This is a genomic window from Thalassospira sp. GO-4 (assembly GCF_023588965.1).
GTDB lineage: Bacteria > Pseudomonadota > Alphaproteobacteria > Rhodospirillales > Thalassospiraceae > Thalassospira > Thalassospira povalilytica.
Genome location: NZ_CP097807.1, coordinates 2,619,680 through 2,638,142 on the forward strand (window position 1 = coordinate 2,619,680; position 18,463 = coordinate 2,638,142).

Below are 18,463 nucleotides of genomic sequence, written 5' to 3' on the forward strand. Positions count from 1 at the left end.
CATGGATAAACGTAATCTTTTCAAAATCGCTGTCATCGCTGGCCTTGCCACATTGGCCATGACCGAACCGGCTATTGCACAAGACACCACAGGTGGCAACTGGTGGGATCCGGTTGTCTCTTTCCTTGAACTTCTAGCCGAAGGATTTGGCAAGATCTTCGCCATCGCTCTGGGTCTTGGTTTGGTCGTCTATGGCGGTTGGGGCGCTTTCACCGGCAGGCTCGATCCGCAACGCGGCATCATGATGGTGATTGGTGGCATCCTGGTCACCGCAGGACCGGCCATTGCTTCGGGTCTTCTGGGGGTTCTCAAATGAAAGCCGCCAGTGCTGTTCTCATTCAGGTCCAGCGCCAGATGACACTGATCGGTTTGCCGATCTCGCTTCTACTTGTTGCCGGTCTCGTTGGCGTTCTGGGTTTTGTCCTGCCCGTCGTATTCGACTTTCCTGCCCTGGTTATTCCAGGCGGGATCGTGGGCTTTGTCGGCGCATGGATCTATCTCGTCAAACATCAGCGGATCAATCCGAACTATGACCGCGATCTGCTGGTGACCCCGATGTTTTGGGGCAACCGTAAGGGTGAGCGCCTCCTGACCACAGGAGGACGCAAATGATTTGGGCCGATGTAATCACCACGGGTCTTGTAACCGGCATGGCAGGCGGACTGGTCGTTCCGGCAGGTCGTCGCCTTCTGCTTGGAGATATTGAGCAAGACTGGCTGCAGGACGAACTTGAGCTCGACGGGATTGATCCGGTCGATGGCATCACTGTACGCGGCAAAGACGGTTCACTGTCGCGTATCTGGCACCTGCAAGGGACCAGCTATGACGCCCGTATCGAGAGCGAGCAACAAACCTTGTTGCTCGGTCGCCAGTCTCTTTTGCAAGAGCTTGGCAAACGGTCAGTCACTGTTCGGTTGTTCGCAGTCAAACGCCAGCGTGAGATTACCGCTCATGCAAACTGGCCCAATAGCGTGCTTGATGAGATCGGCACCGCAGAAGCACGACAATATAAATCAAGTTACTTCATCGACTGGTATCTGATGGCAACGGCTCAAACCATGCAGCCCTTGCTGGATGCCGAAGAGAAAATCCCGGCCATCCTCTCAGAGTACCGTCCAGAGCTTCTTGTGCGCTCTGATGACGATCAGCCTTGTTTGCTTTCTGGGTTTCTCAATGGATTGGTCAGTGGCGATTATCGCCGTGATCTTCCGGCGACCAGTCATAATCTATCTGCAAACCTTCCGGCATCTGACCTTCATTGTGACAAGGTGACCGGCACCATCACAACCCATGTTCCGGCCCGCCAGTTTCACAAGGTCATTACGGTTACACTCTGGCCGGAAACAGTGTCGGGCCATCTGATCGGCGAGATCCTCGCCCTGCAGGGTGATATCGAGATCTGCCAGATCTGTGATCCGTGGGGCAGTGATCAGGCGATGCTGGTCAATAAGCGCCGCATGGCTGGTGAGTCTAATTCGTGGTTTGGCAATCCAGCGGCAGCAGCGGAAGTCTCAACCCTGCTCGACCTTTTGGCCGAAGGGAAAACAGCCCTCTTTGCCACCCAGTTTCAGATCATTCCCCGTGCCGAAACCGAAGAAAAACTCAACAGCCTTATCCGCGAGATCACAGAGATCCTTGGCAACAAACGGATCGGCTATGCCGTGCAAACACGCGGCGCACCGGTTTGCTGGTTTAACCGCTTGCCTGTCGTTTCCAAACGCAAGATCAGATTGCCGGGCAGTCAGTTCATGGCCCCGCTGGATCTGCGTGATCAGAACATCGCTGCCCTTTGGGCTTTGCCGCATTCCGCAACCGGCATGTTGGCCAGCCAGTTCGGCCCGGCACCAGTTCGCTGGTTTAAAACACCAACCGGCCAGTCCTATGCATTCCAGTTTCAGGTGGTCAATAAGCCGTTCTCGCTCGGCAACTTTCTGGTCTTTGCGCCTTCCGGGGTCGGTAAATCCACCCTGATCATGCATCTGATGGGTGGCCTTGCCAAGTTTGAGAATGTGCGGTCCTACATCTTTGATTCCAAGGAAGGCACACGCTTCATGGTCGAAGCCATGGGCGGTCTTTATCAAGCCTATGACGGCCTGTCGCTCAACCCGCTCGATGTCGGGGACGACACGCCAAAGAACCGCGAACGTGTTTATGCAATCCTCAAATCGCTGGCCGGTATTGATCTCGAAGATGGCGACATTGATGCGCTCAATCATGCCGTCGATCTGGCATTCCAGATTGAACCGCCTCATCGCACATTGAACGCCATCTATCCCTTTGCATTTGCCCGTCGCTCTGCCCTTCGTCGCGCCTTCGCGCAATGGGTGACGGACGACAAGGGCAATACAGGTCTTCGCAGCCACATCTTCAACGCGCCGCATGACAGCCTCGGCGGCCTTCTGAACCAGTCGCACATGGTTGGGATCAATATGAATGAGGCGCTGGCCGATCCGGCTCTCGGTGGCCCGGTGGTTGGTCATATTTCGGAGGCCATTAGTAAATCCGTTGCCGGGCGTAATAGTGGTTTTGTCATCTTCATTGATGAGGCGGCCAAGCTGCTGTCCAACCCCGGCTTCCGAGATCTCGGTGCCGAGATGTATCGCGAATACCGCAAACTTGGCGGTGCGGTTGGCATGGCGTTTCAGGATCCGGCAGGCCTTGGCAAAACCGGGGCCGCTGAAGCGATCATTGAAAACACCGCCACCATGATCTTTTTCCCGAACTCCAAGGTCACGGAAGACAGCCTCAAGCCCTTCAATCTCAATGAAGAGCAAAAGCTCTTTGTCCAAGGCCGCACGCGATCACGCAAGAAGAATGATCGGCGGGTTCTGATCATCAAGCGCGATGAGGCAAGCGGCTTTGAGGAAAGCGCCATTCTCGATGTCGATCTGACACCGCTCGGGAACGCTACGCGGTTCTACCGTTCCGGGCCGGATGCCAATAACGATCTGGCCACCATTCAACGCAAATGGGGGGACGCATGGCCAAGCCATCTTTAAGCAACTGCGATGACCCGGACATGATCAAACAATCCCTTTTAATGATGGCTGTAATCAGCCTCGTTGGTGCTGTCGGCCTGATTGCGATGATGCATTGGCCGCTCGCAACCAGTGCCGCTCTGATCGTCTTGCTTGTCCTTCTTCTGGCAGGAGGTCGATCATGAACAGGCGTCTTCGTTCTGTCGCTCTTGCTTTCGGGATTGTTCTGGCAACTCCGGCAATTGCTTACGCCACCTATCCGGTGATCGATGTGTCTGCCATTGCAAAGTTGGGTGAACAGCTCAGCAAGATGCAAAAGCAGATCGATCAGCTCAAGCAACATACCGAATGGCTGACCAAATTAAGCGCTCAAGCCCAAGGCACGATTGATGCCATCGGGGCCATGGGGCAAATCACGTTGCCCGTGCTGAACATGCAAAAGCTCACCAACCGGATCATGCGCGACATTCAATGTCTGACGCCGGATCTGTCTGGTCTGATGCCAGGCATGAACCTTGATGATCTCGACTTCTTTAGCATCTGCGAGGGTCGCAGCATCTATCGCAAGTCGCTTTGGTTTGATCCGAACGATCCCTCGACCTGGACCTTCCCGGAAGGCAGCGAGTTTGCTGGCAGTGACAATGGCTCGGGTTCTGGCAGCGGTGTCTGGTCCAATCCGGACCACCCCGTCAACAAAGCCAAATGGCAGGCACAACAACAGGCCCGCGCCATGGTTGAAGCCAGATGTGAAGAACTGGCCAAGGATGCGGTTACAACCGGATTAGCCCAGAGCGATCTGACCGTTCAAAGTGCAGAAGAAATTCAGCAGGCCATTGAAGAGCTCGAAGCTGGCACCAACGGTGCGGCGGATATGAAGCGTCTTCTGATGGCAATTGCCAAATGGATGGCGATGTCAAACCGCCAGCAGGTTCAACAACAGCAACTCATGGCGCAGTTGGTCAAAATCCAGTCGACCATGTTGCTGCAATACCTGCCGCCCCAGCAGCGCGAAGATGCGGAGGCGGCAGAATGATCGGCTTACTTTCCGCCTCTGGCGATGAACGCATTGTGGTTCTTGATATCAGCTTCGGTACGCCAGTCCGGCATGTCATTGCAGCCACCGGTGAAGATGTTGCGCCTCTTAACATAGGTGCAGTTCCAGCCAGTAAGCTGGTTCCATGGCTGCGCCTTCGCACCTGGTGGCAGGATCGAACGGTAGGCATCTTTCCAAACGTCGTAAACCAGACGCAGGTCATGACCGCGTTTGATCAGATCACCCTGCGGGTGATTGGCAAGCTTCTGCAAAACCTCGTCGCGAGTGCCTGCGATCAGGTCTTTATTTGCTTCATAGACCGGCATCACCAGATCCCACTCCTCCAGCGCAGCTGGGCGATCAAACTTAGCCCAAAGCGACACAGCATATTCCCAATCCAAATAGTCCCCTTTGTTCAGCGCTACACCGAGAGAACTCGCCTGCGCTGCACCAATCAAAAGGAAAAACGTCATGGATGAAACAGTGACGAATGATCTGATGTGCCTGACATGCGACGTGGTGACGGAGTATGTCGATCTGGCAAACAGTTTCACCCAGAACCTGAGCACTGTGCTGCTCGACCCAATGTGGTTCATCTATCTCTCCGTCGTTGGTCTATGGATCGTCGTTCATGGCGGCAAGATGATCATGGGAAAGGGCGATCTAATTGGATTCGCTCATGAATTTGCGTTCATCATTATAGCTGGTCTGCTGCTCGGCGGGCAAGGGCCCACTCTCGTAAATTCCATCTATCAGATGGCTTTATCAACGATGGGTAGTGCTGCTGGCGTTGTTCTGTCTGCCGGTATGGAAGGTGGCATTACAGCCGCCACGATCCCGAGTGAAGCCTCCTCATTGGGCGGCATGGCACAACTCGTTTACGTAGCCGAGCGCGGCTTACTCGTTGTCTTGCGCATCGCCTTTGAAATCTGGTCGTCCATCTCGCTCGGCAATCTGATGGCTGGGGTCTACGGCGTTCTGCTCGCCATGCCCTATATCATCCTGATCATTGTTTATTTCAGTCAAGTTGTCGTCAGCATCTTCCGTGTGATGATGTTCTCGGCCCTCTCTCCAATCCTGATGCTTGCCGTTGGGTTCGGCTGGGGACGTGGCATGGCGATCACAGGAGTTCGAACCGTCTTTGCCGCCTTCATGGTGCTGTTCGGCTCAACACTTGCCCTTGCTCTGTGTCTCTATGGTGCAGCATCGCTTGATATCCAGAACACCGAGAATGTTCGCGAGATCACATCAATCGACAATCCCGGCCTGTGGGTTGCCATCGTTCTTGGCTGGATGGGTACAGCCTTCATGGCTGAGGCCACCGGCATGGCCAACTCGATTGCCGGATCCCAGCTGACCAATCAGGCCGCTGCCGTCATTACCGCTGGCATGACCGCAACCGGTCTTTCACTTGTCAATGCAGCCAAAAAATACGCGCCGGGCGGTGCTTCTGCGGCACTTGATGCAGTTCTTCTGGGGGCGGGAGCCGCCCGCAATCCGGTTGGAGCGGCAGGGGCTGCCAAAGACAGTCTCGTTGCCGCCAAGAATGCCGTCATGGAACGCCTCAAGACACCGACCTTTGATCGGGGAGGCAAGCCATGAACCATCTCAAGCAACTCCTGCGTGATGTCGTTCTGTTCATCGCCGTTTTTCCGCTCGTTGCGCTCTGGCTGCTGGTTCTGACCGGCATGTTTTCACCCGAAAGCCTGATCGTCTTCGTCATGGCCCTTCGCGAAGTCGATGCCAACCAGTTGGCCGGTCTGATGCGCAGTGCCGTTCATATCTGGATCGCCCTTTCCATCGTCCTTGCCCTTGCCAAGCTTTTTCTTGGTCTGGGCGCTTCATCCTCCCCGACCGCCCCCAATCAGAAAGGATCGCAGCCATGCGCCTGATCCCCAAACATTTCGTCCCAATGCTTTGCCTTGCCGTTTTCCTGTCCGGCTGTGTCTCCGTTTCAAAGGACCGCGAGATCCCCAAGGACGGAACTGGAACCGACGAAATGAAACTCAGCCCGTGCGTCTGCGATCCGGTTGAGTTCAATGGCGAGGGCTTCTCATGGCTTGGCTAGGGCGCATCGGCAAACGCGATAACGGACGCAAGTCGATGGTCAAAGCCACCTCAACACATAAAGCCTCCGTTGCTGCAGATCCGTTCAGCTTTCAAGCCAGTCATCGCAGGCTCGCCTGGATGCTGCGCCTGTCTGCCGGGACCAACATTGTGCTTGGCGCTGGCGTTATCGTTCTGGTGCAAACGGTTGCGCATCTCGTACCGCTCAAGGAAACCGAGATTGCTCTGGTCCGGACCTATGGCCCGGATGACCGCACTTATGTTGTCGAACCGGTTAGCAAGAAGGTCGAAGGTTTTGAAGTCTTCCTTGAAGCCCAGGCAAAACGTTTTGTCCTGATCACCAACGAGATCGATCCGGTCACGCAGCAAGAACGCCAGCGCGAAGCATCCAGACTGTCTGATGCCAGCTTCTGGGAACGCTTCAAACGCGAGCGGATCGATAGCGGCCTAATCACCGAGGCCCTTGAAAAAGGCATCGAGCGCGAAGTGCGGATCGTCTCCATCGATCCCATCGCCACCTTGTCCTCAGACCATAAATACGCGGTCGATTTCATCCAGATCGACCATCGTCGCGGCAAAGAGATCTCGCGCAAAAACTTGCGCGCTTACCTGACGCTGGCCACCCGCCCGCAGAACGTCTCCGAAGCCGACAAATACACCAACCCTTTTGGCGTCACCGTGCTCGACATGGTGCTTAGAGAAAGAGGCGCGTCATGAAACGCCTGATTAGTCTTGTTTTCCATATCGTTTTTGGCAGCTTCATTCTGGCCGTTCTCATTCTTGGCTATAAGCAGGCCAATGCGCAGACCGCTGCACGCCCGCCCATGCCAGGGCAATTGCAGCAACCATTCTCTGGTTCGCAAACCCCTCCGCAACAATCCGCACCAACAATGCCCGTCCCCGAGAGCGTGGTCGATCAGGCCCGCGATCAGAATGAGGGCTACTTCAACGCAATGAGCCGTCCGCGTACCAGCGGCCAAGTTCAGGATGTATGGGATGATGCAGATCCGAGCGATGCGGTTTATGCGACCGATCTGTGTGATGATTGTACTTACAAGATCCGCACCCGCGAGTTCATGGTCACCGTGCTTGAATTGCCACGCGGTGAAAAGATTGAAGCAGTCGACCTTGGCGACGATGGCGGGTTTTCTGTCAAACCACGCGGTGAACGTCGTTTGGCTGTTCGCCCCAGTGGTTACGGTTATGACACCTCACTTGTCGTCTATGGCAAATCAGGTGCTGTTTATCCGTTTTATCTGAGGGCTGAGAGTTTCAATTCGGTCAATGTGCCCGATCTGATTGTGCGGATTGAAGGATCCGTTCAGATCGAAAGCGATCCGGCGGTTGCTGGCTTTGACGACATCGGTAAAGCCAGCCTTCCGGCGATGTCTGTTCCTGGCCAAGGCAACAAGTCTGCAACTATCGATACTGCGATTGCCGGACTGACTGACACCAATCCGGGCACGCCTGAAGGCGACTTTGTCGCGCAATCCCCATTTGACCCGAACGCCCTGCATGGCTGGGGTGAGTATGATCTCTGGGGCGATGAAACGCTCCGCCCGGAAACAGTCTTTCGGGATGACCACTTCACCTATATCCGCTTTGGCAAGCGCTGGAAGGATATCGAACTGCCGACCGCCTATGTAGTGGTTGATGGCATAGATGAGTTGGTCAATACCCGTGTTCAGGGCGAGACCTACATCATTGAAAGCACCCGTCCGCTAATCACGCTCAAGAGCGGCAAGAGCTTCCTCTGTGTTGAATATACCGGGGAAGGCGCATGAGTGCATTTTGTGACGTTGCACTGGTACTTGGCCTGACCTTTGGGGGTGTATGTGCCGAACCGGTTGTGAATGAACCGCCAACCTTGCCCGCTGATGATCCATCGGTCTGGGCCCTTCCAGCCCCGCCACCACCAGCGCCGGTGGCCCCTGCCCCAACTATGCCACCGATCATCATCAAGGAAGCCAAACCGGAACCAGAACCTGCTCCGGCGCCCGAGCCTGTGCCGCAACCTGAACCTGTTCCTGAACCGCCCGCGCCGAATCCCTATCGCATGGCCTTGGAGGCTGCCTGGCAACATCGCGTTTCCTTGTCGTCAGACTGGGGCACACCAGCATGGCAATCTTCTGAGATGGCTAGTGGTTCGGACCATGCTGTCCTGCCTGGCATGGCAACGCCTTCCTCACTTGATCCACTCGATCTGCCGGTCAGTGATGATGAGAAAGCCGACTATGAAGGCCCCCGACGGACGTCCACGCTTCCGGTCGATAACAGTCGGATCATTACGGCAGATCGCTATATCACCGTAATCCTTGAGACCGGGATCAACAGTCAGGTTGGTGGCGATGCAACCGGCACCGTGATCGTGCAGTCAGCACGTGATGTCTATGGCTATCACGGGCGCAATGTTCTGATCCCCAAAGGGTCTCGTCTGATCTGCAATTACGACCCGCCCAAGGATATGGGCAGTTCGCGCCTGTCGATTGCCTGTGAACGGATCCTGATTGCCGGACACCGTGCCGAGATCCGACAGCTCGCCTCCCCGATCAGTGACATTCAAGGCCGCCAAGGGGCCACTGGCGACGTGGAGCGCCGCTTCTGGGAGCGCTATGGCACCGCCTTCATGCTGACTGGCATTTCGACAGCTGTCCGCTATGCGGCTGCCACCACAAAATCAGAAGAAAGCGACGGCGAAGTCGCAACTGCGGCTGCTGAGAAAGCAGCCGAAGAACTCTCGACCCGCTTTGGCGAGATCAGCGCCAGCGTGCTCGAAGAAACCCTTTCACTGCAACCCATCATCACCATCCCCCAAGGCACCCGCCTTCAGATCCGTCCGGCAACGGACTGGTACATTGCAAATGTGGAGTAAAAGCATGAACAAACGAACCCTTTGGTGTTTGCTCCTGTCGCCCTGTCTTGTCTCACCCGCACTGGCGCAATTGGCCGAGCCAGCAACCGCCTCCTCGCAAGCCGAGCCCGGTATCGAGGAAATGGTGCGCAAGGTGAATATTGTCACCCGTGCCAAAACCCGGACCGCCGTATCTGAGAATGAACCGATGGCCATTGATCTTGGCTTGGTCGATGTTCCTGGTGCGCCTCCCAAACTGACCGAGGGTGTCACCGCCAAGGCTTATGCCCGCTATGTCACCTTTGAGGACAACTTGATCGCGCAACTGGTGCTGACCGGCGTTGAAAAAGACGGCAAATCTGAGCCGCTCGACTCAAATGAGTTTGTTGCGCAGTTCAATATGGACAGCCCCGAGCTCGACCCGGCGTCACCCGTCACCATCGAGGGCAATCAGGAAACGCTGCTTGCGGCCCTGCAGCGCTTGAATGACGTCGAGGAAGAGGACGACAAGGAAGAAAAGGAAACCGAAAGCGCTGAGGCTGATACCGGAGCCTCTAACAATGTCGGATCGAATGCGTCAAAGAATGCCGATGCTGCCGGTTATTCTACACCATCAGCCCTTGATGTTGAGGAAGATACCAACACGCCCACTGTGCGTGTCACAACAGAAGGCTGCAACATCCGAGTTGATCTGGCCCAGCTCGTCGCTGTCCAGCAAAGCCGTGTTGAAACTACCGAAGACGGCAATGTTAACGCGGGCACCTGTGAAGATGGCGCAGATCGCTATCCGCTGGATCGCAGCTATTCAGTTTGTGGCGATACCATCGATATGGAGACGCGCCAGGCAACCGCACAATATCTGCTGTATTACACCGATGGCGGCGGCAACCGTCAGGAAGTCACTGACTGCCTGAAGGATGAAGACAAGGTCTTTGACATCACAGAGAAGACCTCGGCCTGCTCGGTCTATCTTGACTATAACGAGATGATGGCCGTCCCGCAGGCGTCCCTAGTCTATGTCAATGCAAGCAACAATGAAGTCCAGGTCAGAAGCTGCGAACCCTCTGAGGAGCTGGCGTCTGTTCCCCTCGTCTCAGTCACCGATGGCTGTTCTATCCGGCATGATTTTGCCGCTGGTCGCTCTTATCAAACCGGTCGTCATATCTATGAGCTGAACGGCACCACCTGGCAGGCCGATGCCTGCTCGGACAATGGCACCGAATACCCTCACGAAACCGTCTACAAGAGTGCCGCTGGTCAGGAAGTTTGCGCTCCGATCATTAATCAGGCGGCTGGCACTGTTACCCGCCAAAGCCGCAAACAAATCGTGGTTAACGGGGTTGAGCAATTCATCACCGAATGCAAACCCGACAGCGCCAATATCGCAATCCAATCCACCATCGACGGCTGTGACAGTCCCTCACTCTGGAACCATGATCTTGCGGCTGGCACGAGCTATGGTCGCGAGCGGTTTTACTATCTGCTCGATGGCGTCCCGCAATATGTCACTGATTGCCAGGATAGCGAGATTGCCTATCCGCATCATGTCGAAACCACCGGCTGGCAAAACCATGATGACCAGTTGTTTTCCTATCGCCTGACCACGGTCTATATCGAAGGCACGCCGAAAGGTCGTTACAACATCAAGACCAGTGAAGTTCTGCCGGGTGAACCACAGACCGCCTATGTCTATGATGGTCAGGGACCTAAAGCCAATGGCGATATCTGGTATGAGGACTGCACCCGGTTTGAAGGCCGTGATCTTGTAAACACCTACAAGCGGCCCGATGGCACGACTTATGGCTTGAAAGTCGATGAAGCGACACCTGCCAATCTGGGAAATGTCTGCAGTGCGACGGTCCAATGGGCAGATCCGACGCATTCGAGTTGGACAGCTCCACAGAACCATACAGGCGGACCATGCGGCAATGCGACCGGCACCGTCACTGTCCGGGTAGGTGGTTCTGACGGCTATAACGAAAATCGCACGGTCTACAACTCCAACCATTGCAACTATTCAGCAGCCGTCGGCACCCGAACAACAGTTCGCGAAGATGGCGAAACAATCGGCGAGCCAAGCAGCAAGACCTGCACCACGCTCTCTGCGCAAAGCTCAATCCACCAGAAGCGTTCCGGCAACGATTACTGGACGCTCTATGAGCCGAACAAATACAACTATCCTGCGCATACCGACAGCATCAAGAGCGGTTGCATGGGCAGTTGGGGGTGGTGGTAATGAACGCCCTTTCCCCCAATCCCCTGTTTGAGAAGATCCTCGGCCCTCTGGCCATCTATTACGGCGATCTCTCAACAGTCGAAATCCGCATGAACCGCCCGCACCGCGTCGTGACTGAACGGCGCGGGGAAGGCAAGCGCGAGATCGAAGATCCTGCTCTTACACTGGCTGCCATCGAACGGATTGCCATCAGCCTCGCCAACCAGCGAGGCTTGAATTTCAATCCCGATGACAATCCAAAGCTCTCTTGCATCCTGCCGGGCAATCATCGCTGCGAGATCCTTGTTGGTGCATCGGTCAGATCGCATCTGAGCCTCGCGATCCGCTGCAAGCATCCCTTCACCCCGTCCTGGCAACAGGCTGGCGTGACACCAGTCATCCGCGATTATCTGATCGATAAGGTCGCAAATGACGCCAACATGATCATCAGTGGTGCGACCAACACCGGCAAGACGACCTTGCTTAATATATTGCTCGCCACCATTGACCCGGCCCGACGTGTCTTGGCCATCGAGGACACCCCGGAACTTCATATCGAGCAGTTCTGGGATGGCAATGGCTTGATTGCTGCCCGAGAGGCCGGAACGGGCAGCGGCATGGTTGGCTGGCGCGAGATCTATGATCATCTGATGCGGATCACGCCCGATCATATCCTGTTTGGTGAGATCAGCACCCAGAACGCCTTTGCCGCACTGGCAGCCCTTAATTCCGGTGTCACCGGATTTATGTGCACCATCCATGCCGAAAGCCCATGGCAAGCCATTCACCGCAAGTTCGATCAGAACATTGCCTGGGCCGGAGAAACCATGCCCCGCGTTCCGGAGTTTCTGGCCGAGCTGGTTGATGTTGTCGTTCAGATCAAACGTAACGCCGATGGCTGGCGGCGGATCACCGATATCTGGGAACCGCGCAATAATCGCTATGTGCTTAAAGACGGCAAGGAGGTGGTGTGATGACTGCTCTTTACCGCCTCTCTCTTCCCGTCATCCTGCTTGCCATGATCGCTACCATTCTCTGGCAGTGGCATCAGGCCGTTGGCTTTGACGCGCTTGATCTGCGCTGGTGGCGATGGTCGCTCGATGCCGCCACGCATCCAGCAGGCCTACCTAATGAAATGCTCTATCCGGCTCTTTGGATTGGCATCACTGGATTGCTTTGCATGTTCGGCGTGCTGGCGCTGGCAGCACGGGCCAATAACAGCACGCTCAAGGGGAACCGCAAAGGCGACGAACTGCATGGCTCGGCCCGCTGGGCAAAGCTGAAGGACCTCAAGAAAGCACGCCTGTTTCGCAAAGACGGTGTTGTCATCGGTGGTTGGCCATCATGGTTTGGTCGGATCCGAGAGCTGCGCCATGACGGACCAGAACATGTTCTGGTCTGGGCTCCAACCCGCACCGGCAAGGGGGTGAGCCTGATCCTCCCCACCCTGCTCAGTTGGCGCGAGAGCATTCTCTGCCTTGATATAAAAGGTGAGAACTTTGCCAAGACAGTTGGCAGGCTTGCCAGCATTGGTCACAGGGTATTGCGGTTTGAGCCTGCCGCACCTTCGGGCTCGGCTCGGTTTAATCCGCTGGCCGAAGTTCGGATCGACACCGAACAGGACATTGCCGACTGTCAGAACATTGCCGCGATGATCATTGATCCGGACGGCAAAGGCATGTCCGGAAACTACTGGCGCGAGGAAGGCTGGGGCTGGCTCTCGGTCGTGCTGCTCCATGTGATCTATCGCGTAAGACGCGATGAAAACCGGATTGCCTGCTTTGATGATGTGAACATCTTTCTTTCCGGCATCACCGGACAGCCAAGCGAAGACGGCCAGGCGGAAAAAGCTGATGACAATTTCGAGCATATCCTTGCTGAAATGGCCGCCTTTGATCACGGCAAAGCCCATGTGAACAAGGAAGTTCGGCGCGGGGCCAACAGCATGATGATCAAGGCCCCGCAGGAACGCTCTGGCGTGCATTCCACGGCCAAAACACAGCTCACCGTCTTTGCCGATCCGATCATTGCGCGGAATACTGCCACCAGCGACTTCCGTCTTCATGATCTGATGAATGGTGAAGCGCCAATGGCACTGTTCCTTGTCGTTTCACCTGCAGACAAGGATCGCTTGCGGCCACTACTGCGCATCATCCTGAACCTGTTCATGCGTCGTCTGACTGAACGCATGGAGTTTGGGTCTGGCCAAACGCTCGCCGGATACAAGCACCGCCTGCTTTTGATGCTTGATGAGTTCACCTCGATCGGCAAGCTGGAGATCTTCGAGGAATCTCTGGCCTTCATGGCGGGCTATGGCCTCAAGGCCATGATCATCGTTCAGAACACCGAACAACTCTTCAAGCATTACGGGCGTGATGAGTCGATCATGGCCAACTGCAAGATACGGGTCGCCTTCACGCCAAACAAACTCGAAACCGCCAAGCTGCTTTCGGATATGACCGGCAAGGCAACCATCGTTCAGAAACGCAGATCGCGCTCTGGCCGGATGGGCGATCTCGGATCGGTCTCGGACAATCTTGCCGAAACTTCCCGCCCGCTTCTCACCCCTGATGAATGCATGCGCCTGCAGATCATTGATACCGAGGGCCGCAAACCCGTCCCCGGTGATGCCCTGATCTTTGTTGCCGGTCTGCCACCCATCCTTGGTCGTCAAAAGCTCTATTTCCTGGATCGCGAGCTTTCACGCCGTTCGCGCATGACGCCGCCCCAGATGGCGCTCTCTTCCATGCCTTCCGCCTCTCTCAAAGGAACCAAACCATGAAGTCACCCAATACACCCGACAAAACCACGCCTGCGTCCGCAGCCCTCAATGACCAAGACTATCTCACCCTCGCCTCCTCGATGATCAACAGCGAAAGCAAGATTGGCCCTGTACCGGTCGATCCGGACATTGCCGAAGCCATGGGGGCATTCTCCGAAGACGCGCTTTCCGCTGATGACGCACTCGACAGTCATTTTGACGGCATCGATCCGACTGCTGATGCGGAGGGCTCGAACCATGGCTGAGAAGAAAAGTTATCGCGATCAGGTGGTCGAGGAACTGCTTGGCCATATCGAAGCAGGCACCGCGCCCTGGCAAAAGCCATGGGAACCGGGAAAGGTCCGCATGGCTCCTTTCAACCCGGTCTCCGGCAAGGATTATCGCGGCATCAATGCGCTCTGGCTTGAAATGCGCGGGCGCTCCGATCCGCGCTGGATGACCTATCGCCAGGCGGCTGCTCAGGACGCGCAGGTCCGCAAGGGCGAAAAAGGCACCATGATCGAATATTGGAAATGGTCCGAGCGCGAGAAGGTGCTGGATGAAAACGGCAAGCCGGTTCTTGACGACAAGGGTGTCGCCAAAACCCGTGAAGTCCGCCTTGATCGGCCAAGGGTGTTTCATGCTGTCGTCTTCAATGCCGAGCAGATCGATGGTCTTGCCCCCTATATCGCGCCAGAACCAACCTTCAGCCCGGTCGAACGGGCAGAGCAGTTCCTCAAGCAAGGCAATGTTCCGATCTTTCATGATCAGAATGACCGGGCGTTTTACCGGTCCTCAACTGATCAGATCCACATGCCCCATCAGGCGGCTTTCAAAGGCCAGTATGAATATTACGCCACCGCCTTGCATGAGTTTGGCCATGCCACCGGCCACAGCACACGCATGGCCCGGGAATTCGGACCGTTTGGCTCGGAAGTTTACGCCAAGGAAGAACTGCGGGCCGAGATCGCAAGCTACATGCTGACCACCGAGCTTGGCCTTGGCCATTACCCGGAACGCCACGCCGCTTACGTCGGCTCCTGGATGAAAGCCATCAAGGAAGACCGCAATGCGCTGTTCACCGCTGCGCGGGATGCAGAAAACATCCGTACCTGGATCATGGAGCCCGAGATGCGCCAGTCCCTTAGCCCGATCAAACAACAAAGTGCAGAGAAATCTCAGTCTCAGTCTGTGCCAAAGCAGCAATCCTTTATCGATAGCATGGCCGAAAAGCGTCAACGCGCCATCGAGAAGATGTTTGAGAACCATCCTTCCGCAAATCCAACACTTTGGGCCATGCGGATACAGGATTCATTGGTCCTGACCGGTTCGCGGCAAGACACCGAATTGCTACCTGCCAATCAGTTCAAGGAACGGTTGCTGTCCTCTGATCTCTCTACCGATCATTTGGTTCGTTTCCTTCGGCAATCTGCCGAGATGGCGAACTGGAACAATATGGCCTATTCGATCTTGGGACCGGACGGGGATCATAAAAACGTCGCCTCTTTGGCGGAGCGTTTTGGCAAAATTGATTGGTCCTCAGACAATAACATTTCTTCCGATCCGCAGCTGACGGGTCTGTCAGGCAAGAACGCCATTCTGACAGATCTCGCAACAGAGGCCGCACGATCTCCGAAACATCAAGAGCTGCTATCCGCCCTTTGGGATATTGATGGCCCACAAACGCAAGGATCAGGGCAAAGGCCAGATTGGTACATTCCAGCCCAGCAAAGAGCCGACGGACTGCTGAGACGCCTGACAACGCCATTTGATCTGAATGCAAATCTCAAAATTGGGCAAGATCAGCATCTGGCTCCCGACCAGAAGGAAGCAGCGCCAGACCGTTCTCAAGGAACTGCAGCGAAACGCATTTATCTTAATGTGCCGTTCAGTGAAAAGGATGAGGCAAAAGCACTCGGTGCAAAATGGGATCGCCGGGCCAAAGCATGGTATGCACGCGATGATATGGAGCTTGCGCCCTTCAAACGCTGGCAGGAGACCAAGGCCAAAGCCCCTGAGCCTAGGATCAGTCCGGAGCAGGAATTTGCGAAGGCGCTGAAGGAAAACGGTCTGATCCTTGATGGGCCACCGACCATGGACGGTAAATGGCACCGGGTAGCGGTCGAAGGAGATCGCAAAGGCCAGAAAAGTGGCTCCTATCGCGGGTTCCTCGAAGGACTTCCGGCAGGCAACATCACCAATTACAAATCCGGGCAGGATCCGGTCAAATGGGTGGCGACCGGCACCAAGGTTGATCCGAAGGAGCTGGAACAAGCCAGAGCCGAAGCGGCTGCCCGCAAGGCAGCCCAGGAACAGGAACTCCGTGCGCAATATCGTGCCATCGCCAAGCGGGCCTACGGGATTTTCCAGAACGCCGAACCAGCGCCGAGCAATCACCCATATTTACAAAACAAACATGTGCCTGCTGGCGATCTGCGCATTGATCAGTCGGGCAACCTGCTCATGCCGATGGCCAATGACAAAGGCTTTATCGAAAACATCCAGACCATCCATCCCGATGGTACGAAGATGTATCTCAAGGACGGCAAAAAGCGCGGCCTGATGCATGTGATCGAAGGTGATCACAAGGGCCCGATGATCGTGACTGAGGGCTATTCCACAGGCCAAAGCCTACATATGGCCAGCGGCCTTACTGTCGTAGTCGCACTTGATTCCGGCAATCTTGCGCCCGTGGCAGAAGTTCTTCAAAAGAAGCACCCAGATCGTCCTCTGGTGATTGCAGCCGATGATGATCACGCCAAGCAGGTTAATGCCGGGATCAAGGGCGCTGAACGGGCATCCGAGCTTACCGGCGCGAACATCCTGCGTCCGGATCTGAGTGACGAGGAAAAGGCTAAGGGCCTGACCGACTTTAACGACATCCATCGGGAACGCGGGCTTGAGGCGTTGAAACGCCTTGTCACCGAACAGATCGGCCTAACCAAACCGAAGTCCAGAACCAGAACACGGGGACGCGAGCAGCAGGCTGCCAGCTTGGCGGTCTGATCCCCGAATGCCGGTGGCGCAATGAACGCCACCGGCACCTTTTTATCGATACTGGAAACATGCCATGGCCACCGACCGCCACGTCATCAAAACCTATTTGAACGCCGAAGAGAAAGAACGCATCGATCAGCTGGCCCATCAGATGCGTCTGTCCCGCTCTGAACTGCTCAAACGATTGTTGATGAATACCAAGCTGCCGAGTGCCCGCGACTTTGCCGCATGGCAGGGCATTCGGGATTTGCTCAAGGTCAACGCTGACCAGGCAAGGCTCGGGAACCTCTTCAAACTCGCACTTGATGAGCCGCTTTCAGCAGACCTTCTCAAAAAGTTCGATGATCTCATCCGCGACATAGAAACAACCCAAGCAGAGCTGAAGGCCTCCATTGGCGAGATCCACGATCAGCTTCAGCCGGGCATACGAAAACAGGCCAAATCATGATCGCGACCAAAATCGGCAAAAAATCCGGGGTGCCAGATAACTACACGCGACTGGGAGAATACATCGCCGCAGCCGAGGAGAAAGGCGAGAAACTCCATCAGTTCTGGATCCGCAACTGCGATGCCGGCACAAATATCGAGGATCTCGATCTGGCCCTTCTGGAGATAGAAGCGGTTCGTCGTCAAAAGCCAGATATTGCAGATAAAACCTATCACCTTGTCGTTTCATTCCGGCCTGGTGATCAGGATAAACTGACCACAGATGATCTGATGGCCATCGAGGCGGAATATGCCAAGGCACTTGGCTACGGCGATCATCAACGTGTGGCGGGAACGCATATCAATACCGATAATTTCCATATGCATATTGCTTTTAACAAGGTGCATCCGGAAACGCTCAAGGTCGTCACACCTCATCGGGATTTTAAGATCCTCGCAAAGGTCTCACGCGAGATGGAGAAGAAGTTCGGTCTCGCGATTGATCCCGGAATGACCGATGGCAAGGAGCGTGCCTCAAACAAACTCTCGCCTACAGCACGGAACTATGAAGCCCATACCTGGCAGGAATCATTCCAGCGGCATGTGTTAAAACATAGAAACGAGATACTAGAAGGTTTGAGGAAGGCTAAGACCTGGCAGGAAACGCATGAGGTTCTGGCCAGATATGACATCAGCCTCAAGCTGCGTGGTAACGGGATGATTCTGATGAGCTCGGATGGTCAGGCAATGAAAGCCAGTCAGCTAGATCGATCATGCAGCAAGAAGATGCTTGAAGAACGGTTTGGGGTATTTACGGCACGACGAGAAAAAACACAGTGCAAGTCGAAACGTTGTTACAAGTCCCGCCCGCTCATGCGGCACCGAAATACCCCTGCCCTTTGGCGTCGTTATCTCAGTACTCGTAAAATCATACACCGGCAGCCGAGCCTTAAGGTGCGAGCTTTGCGTAACTGGAAGATGTTTTTATTGATGGAAGCATATCAGGATCCGCTGGCAATGGTGTTGATCAATGCACACAGAGAGCTGCTTAGTTTGTCAAAAAGTGGTACTTACAGAGATCTTCCCTTTCGGCACAAAACAGCACCTAGAATAAGCACTAAATTGTAGCTCTAAG

Annotated in this window: 19 protein-coding genes; 18 read left to right on the forward strand and 1 reads right to left on the reverse strand. The window is 55.3% G+C overall.

Features of this window, described 5'->3' with window-relative positions; all coding sequences use genetic code 11:
• The first annotated feature begins 1 nt into the window (after position 1).
• From M9H61_RS12135 to M9H61_RS12155, 5 genes are read left to right on the forward strand one after another with little or no spacing between them, the layout of a single operon-like run.
• Positions 2-316: a TrbC/VirB2 family protein gene (locus tag M9H61_RS12135; RefSeq protein WP_250280649.1), complete on the forward strand. Its 315-nt coding sequence runs from the start codon at positions 2-4 to the stop codon at positions 314-316.
• Complete coding sequence (locus M9H61_RS12140) at positions 313-612, forward strand: hypothetical protein (RefSeq protein ID WP_250280650.1); 300 nt, start codon at positions 313-315, stop codon at positions 610-612. The genes M9H61_RS12135 and M9H61_RS12140 overlap by 4 nt, the downstream gene beginning before the upstream one ends.
• Entirely contained in the window at positions 609-2,999 is a 2,391-nt protein-coding gene (locus M9H61_RS12145; RefSeq protein ID WP_250280652.1) for a VirB4 family type IV secretion system protein, read from the forward strand. The genes M9H61_RS12140 and M9H61_RS12145 overlap by 4 nt, the downstream gene beginning before the upstream one ends.
• Positions 2,981-3,163, forward strand: coding sequence for a hypothetical protein (locus M9H61_RS12150; protein WP_250280654.1), 183 nt, complete (start codon positions 2,981-2,983; stop codon positions 3,161-3,163). Before M9H61_RS12145 ends, M9H61_RS12150 begins: the two co-directional genes overlap by 19 nt.
• Positions 3,160-4,011 carry a hypothetical protein gene (locus tag M9H61_RS12155; RefSeq protein WP_250280657.1) on the forward strand — a complete coding sequence of 284 codons (852 nt, stop codon included), beginning with the start codon at positions 3,160-3,162 and terminating at the stop codon, positions 4,009-4,011. Before M9H61_RS12150 ends, M9H61_RS12155 begins: the two co-directional genes overlap by 4 nt.
• 5 nt (positions 4,012-4,016) lie before the next feature.
• Here the strand turns inward: M9H61_RS12155 and M9H61_RS12160 are convergent, their stop codons facing one another.
• Positions 4,017-4,484: a hypothetical protein gene (locus tag M9H61_RS12160; RefSeq protein ID WP_250280659.1), complete on the reverse strand. Its 468-nt coding sequence runs from the start codon at positions 4,482-4,484 to the stop codon at positions 4,017-4,019.
• On the opposite strand from M9H61_RS12160, the gene M9H61_RS12165 reads away from it, so the two are divergent.
• The 13 genes from M9H61_RS12165 (at position 4,483) to traI (ending at position 18,456) form a co-directional block, all read left to right on the forward strand.
• Positions 4,483-5,613, forward strand: a complete 1,131-nt coding sequence (locus tag M9H61_RS12165; protein WP_250280661.1) for a hypothetical protein — start codon at positions 4,483-4,485, stop codon at positions 5,611-5,613. The genes M9H61_RS12160 and M9H61_RS12165 overlap by 2 nt on opposite strands.
• The gene (locus M9H61_RS12170; protein WP_250280663.1) at positions 5,610-5,903 is read left to right on the forward strand and encodes a hypothetical protein; all 294 of its coding nucleotides are present in this window, start codon (positions 5,610-5,612) and stop codon (positions 5,901-5,903) included. The genes M9H61_RS12165 and M9H61_RS12170 overlap by 4 nt, the downstream gene beginning before the upstream one ends.
• Positions 5,894-6,079 carry a hypothetical protein gene (locus M9H61_RS12175; RefSeq protein WP_250280665.1) on the forward strand — a complete coding sequence of 62 codons (186 nt, stop codon included), beginning with the start codon at positions 5,894-5,896 and terminating at the stop codon, positions 6,077-6,079. Before M9H61_RS12170 ends, M9H61_RS12175 begins: the two co-directional genes overlap by 10 nt.
• Before the next feature lie 35 nt (positions 6,080-6,114).
• On the forward strand, positions 6,115-6,795 hold the full coding sequence (locus M9H61_RS12180; protein WP_250280666.1) for a type IV secretion system protein: 681 nt from the start codon (positions 6,115-6,117) through the stop codon (positions 6,793-6,795).
• Entirely contained in the window at positions 6,792-7,862 is a 1,071-nt protein-coding gene (locus M9H61_RS12185; protein WP_250280668.1) for a TrbG/VirB9 family P-type conjugative transfer protein, read from the forward strand. Before M9H61_RS12180 ends, M9H61_RS12185 begins: the two co-directional genes overlap by 4 nt.
• Entirely contained in the window at positions 7,859-8,950 is a 1,092-nt protein-coding gene (locus M9H61_RS12190) for a TrbI/VirB10 family protein (RefSeq protein ID WP_250280670.1), read from the forward strand. Before M9H61_RS12185 ends, M9H61_RS12190 begins: the two co-directional genes overlap by 4 nt.
• Positions 8,951-8,954: 4 nt before the next feature.
• Positions 8,955-11,165 (forward strand): hypothetical protein, encoded by a 2,211-nt coding sequence (locus M9H61_RS12195; protein WP_250280676.1) that lies wholly within the window; start codon positions 8,955-8,957, stop codon positions 11,163-11,165.
• Positions 11,165-12,118 carry an ATPase, T2SS/T4P/T4SS family gene (locus tag M9H61_RS12200; protein ID WP_250280678.1) on the forward strand — a complete coding sequence of 318 codons (954 nt, stop codon included), beginning with the start codon at positions 11,165-11,167 and terminating at the stop codon, positions 12,116-12,118. Before M9H61_RS12195 ends, M9H61_RS12200 begins: the two co-directional genes overlap by 1 nt.
• Positions 12,118-13,926, forward strand: a complete 1,809-nt coding sequence (locus tag M9H61_RS12205) for a type IV secretory system conjugative DNA transfer family protein (protein WP_250280680.1) — start codon at positions 12,118-12,120, stop codon at positions 13,924-13,926. The genes M9H61_RS12200 and M9H61_RS12205 overlap by 1 nt, the downstream gene beginning before the upstream one ends.
• A complete protein-coding gene (locus M9H61_RS12210; RefSeq protein WP_250280683.1) occupies positions 13,923-14,171 on the forward strand; it encodes a hypothetical protein in 249 nt (82 codons plus the stop codon). The genes M9H61_RS12205 and M9H61_RS12210 overlap by 4 nt, the downstream gene beginning before the upstream one ends.
• A complete protein-coding gene (locus M9H61_RS12215; protein WP_250280684.1) occupies positions 14,164-16,911 on the forward strand; it encodes a zincin-like metallopeptidase domain-containing protein in 2,748 nt (915 codons plus the stop codon). Before M9H61_RS12210 ends, M9H61_RS12215 begins: the two co-directional genes overlap by 8 nt.
• Before the next feature lie 64 nt (positions 16,912-16,975).
• Positions 16,976-17,350, forward strand: a complete 375-nt coding sequence (locus M9H61_RS12220) for a ribbon-helix-helix protein, CopG family (RefSeq protein ID WP_250280686.1) — start codon at positions 16,976-16,978, stop codon at positions 17,348-17,350.
• A complete protein-coding gene (gene traI / locus M9H61_RS12225; protein ID WP_250280688.1) occupies positions 17,347-18,456 on the forward strand; it encodes a TraI/MobA(P) family conjugative relaxase in 1,110 nt (369 codons plus the stop codon). The genes M9H61_RS12220 and traI overlap by 4 nt, the downstream gene beginning before the upstream one ends.
• The last annotated feature ends 7 nt before the right edge of the window (positions 18,457-18,463 follow it).